Raw genomic sequence first — 2,436 nt, forward strand, 5'->3', positions numbered from 1 at the left:
CCCCCGCCGGAGCGGGGTTTTTAGTAATAAGTCGACGCTGACCGTTAAGCCGCGTTCTTTTCACGGAGAGCGTCGTGGACAGGCATTCATCACTGTCAGCACTTAGCTCGCAAAGCAAAAACCCCGCCGGAGCGGGGTTTTTGGTAAAAAGTCGAAGCTGACCGTTAAGCCGGGTTCTGTCGTGGACAGTCATTCATCTAGGCCAGCAATCACTCACTGGCTCAAGCAGCCTACCCGGGTTCAGTACGGGCCGTACCTTGTGAACCCCTATTTGGCCTTGCTCCGGGTGGAGTTTACCGTGCCACGAACTGTTGCCAGTCGCGCGGTGCGCTCTTACCGCACCCTTTCACCCTTACCTGATCCCATTACTGGGCCATCGGCGGTTTGCTCTCTGTTGCACTGGTCGTAGGCTTGCGCCTCCCAGGCGTTACCTGGCACCCTGCCCTATGGAGCCCGGACTTTCCTCCCCTCTGCCCGTCTCCCCACAAGTGGGGACGACGACAAAGCGGCGACTGTCTGGTCAGCTTCGGCGCGGGATGATAGGACATTCGCCGCCATTTGTCACGCCTCTTGCTGCTCCAGCGCATACTTATACAGCGCATTTTTCTTCACGCCATGAATCTCAGCGGTCAGGGCAGCGGCACGTTTGAGCGGTAATTCTTTCTGCAACAGCGCCAGCGTGCGCAGCGCATCAGGCGGCAACGCCTCTTCATCGGCTTTGTGCCCTTCAACAATCAGCACCATCTCGCCTTTGCGACGATTTTCATCCTCTTTCACCCAGGCCAGCAGCTCGGCGACCGGCGCACCGTAAATCGACTCCCAGGTTTTGGTCAGCTCACGCGCCAGTACCACATATCGGTCAGCGCCCAGCTCCGTCACCATATCCTGCAGACTGTCCAGCAGACGATGGGTTGATTCGTAAAAGATCAGGGTACGCGGCTCCTGCACCAGCGCGCGCAGCACATCACAACGGCCTTTGGTTTTGGCGGGCAGAAACCCTTCGTAACAGAAACGATCGGAGGGCAATCCGGCGGCACTCAGCGCCGCGATGGCCGCACAGGCGCCAGGCAGCGGCACGACCCGGACACCGGCTTCGCGACAACGCCGCACCAGATGATAGCCGGGATCGTTGATCAGCGGCGTGCCGGCATCCGAAACTAAGGCTATGCTTTGACCCTCTTGCAGCTTCGTCAGCAGTAGCTCAGCCTTCTGCTGTTCGTTGTGGTCGTGAAGTGCGAAGAGTCGCGCATTGATGGCGAAATGTTGTAGCAACAGCCCGGTATGACGTGTATCTTCCGCAGCGACCAGATCGACGCTCGAAAGCACCGTCAGCGCCCGCTGGGTGATATCACCCAAATTACCAATCGGGGTTGGAACGATGTAGAGCGTGCTGGCAGAAATCTCTGCCCGATCGAGTTGTTTCATTGTTTCATCCGAATTGCCGATTTAATATTGAGCATCTTGAAAAAAACATCACTGGATACAGTATGCTTCCTTCAAAAGTCGTTCGTCGTAAAGCAGGACGCTTTCTGCCTGTCGTTCTTGCCGGGCTGATTTTAGCCGCGTGTAGCGGTCAGGGGCCGCAAACCTCAACCGTCAATATTCAAGGGCCTGCCACGGCTAATTCAGCCTATTACCTGCAGCAAGCGCAGCAAAGCAGCGATGATAGCAAGACCGACTGGCAATTACTTGCAATCCGCGCCCTGTTGAAGGAAGGAAAGTATCCTGAGGCGACCCGGCAGTTAAGCCAGCTACCACAACAGCTATCAGACACTCAGCAGCAGGAGTTGCTGCTGTTGCAGGCGCAACTGCAGCTGTCGACACAGCAGGTAAAAGAGGCACAGGCGCGCTTACAGCAGGTGAAAACCGGTGCGCTGTCGCAGGATCAGCTGGCCCGCTACTACGGTTTACAGATTGCCAGCGCTCAGGGCCGTCCTTCGCTGTCGCTGCTGCGTAACTATATTGCGCAGGAGCCGCTGCTGAAAGGCCCCGATCATCAAAGTAATATTGACGCCACCTGGCAGGCACTGACCCAGATGCCGCAGCAGGAAGTCAGTAATCTGGTGATTAATGCCGACGAAAATGTCCTGCAGGGCTGGCTGGATCTGCTCGCTGTGTGGCGTGCCAATAGCCAGGATGCTGAGATGTTGAAGTCCGCGATTAAAGACTGGCAGACCCGCTATCCACAGAATCCGGCAGCGAAGACCTTACCGACTCAGCTGAGTCAGATGCAGAACTACACCAAAGCCTCCACCAGCACCATTGCACTGCTGCTGCCGTTGAACGGCCAGGCGCAGGTGTTCGCCAATGCGATTCAGAAAGGCTTTAATGACGCTAAAAATGGCGCACTGACGCCAGCGCCGCAGCCGGCAACTGCCCAGCCCGCGACAGCAGAGGCTACCGCCAGTGCGCAGCCCGCCTCTGCTGATGCGGTGG

General features: G+C 57.3%; 2 protein-coding genes and 1 other RNA gene. 1 reads left to right on the plus strand and 2 read right to left on the minus strand.

Going from position 1 to position 2,436, the window contains the following annotated elements; translation table 11 throughout:
- Nucleotides 1-149: 149 nt before the first annotated feature.
- Both rnpB and rsmI read right to left on the minus strand, forming a co-directional pair.
- Nucleotides 150-528, minus strand: an RNA gene (gene rnpB / locus HA41_RS19335) — RNase P RNA component class A.
- A 33-nt stretch (nucleotides 529-561) separates the two neighbouring features.
- The gene (gene rsmI, locus HA41_RS19340; protein ID WP_094122105.1) at nucleotides 562-1,425 is read right to left on the minus strand and encodes a 16S rRNA (cytidine(1402)-2'-O)-methyltransferase; all 864 of its coding nucleotides are present in this window, start codon (nucleotides 1,423-1,425) and stop codon (nucleotides 562-564) included.
- 62 nt (nucleotides 1,426-1,487) lie between these two features.
- Between rsmI and HA41_RS19345 the strand changes: the two genes are divergently transcribed.
- A partial coding sequence (locus HA41_RS19345; RefSeq protein WP_208612781.1) for a penicillin-binding protein activator occupies nucleotides 1,488-2,436 on the plus strand: 949 nt, incomplete at its 3' end.

It is taken from the genome of Pantoea conspicua (assembly GCF_002095315.1).
GTDB lineage: Bacteria > Pseudomonadota > Gammaproteobacteria > Enterobacterales > Enterobacteriaceae > Pantoea > Pantoea conspicua.

Coding starts and splice junctions, on each gene's coding strand:
- rsmI (WP_094122105.1), bottom strand. CDS start 1,425: ATGAAACAACTCGATCGGGCAGAGATTTCTGCCAGCACGCTCTACATC.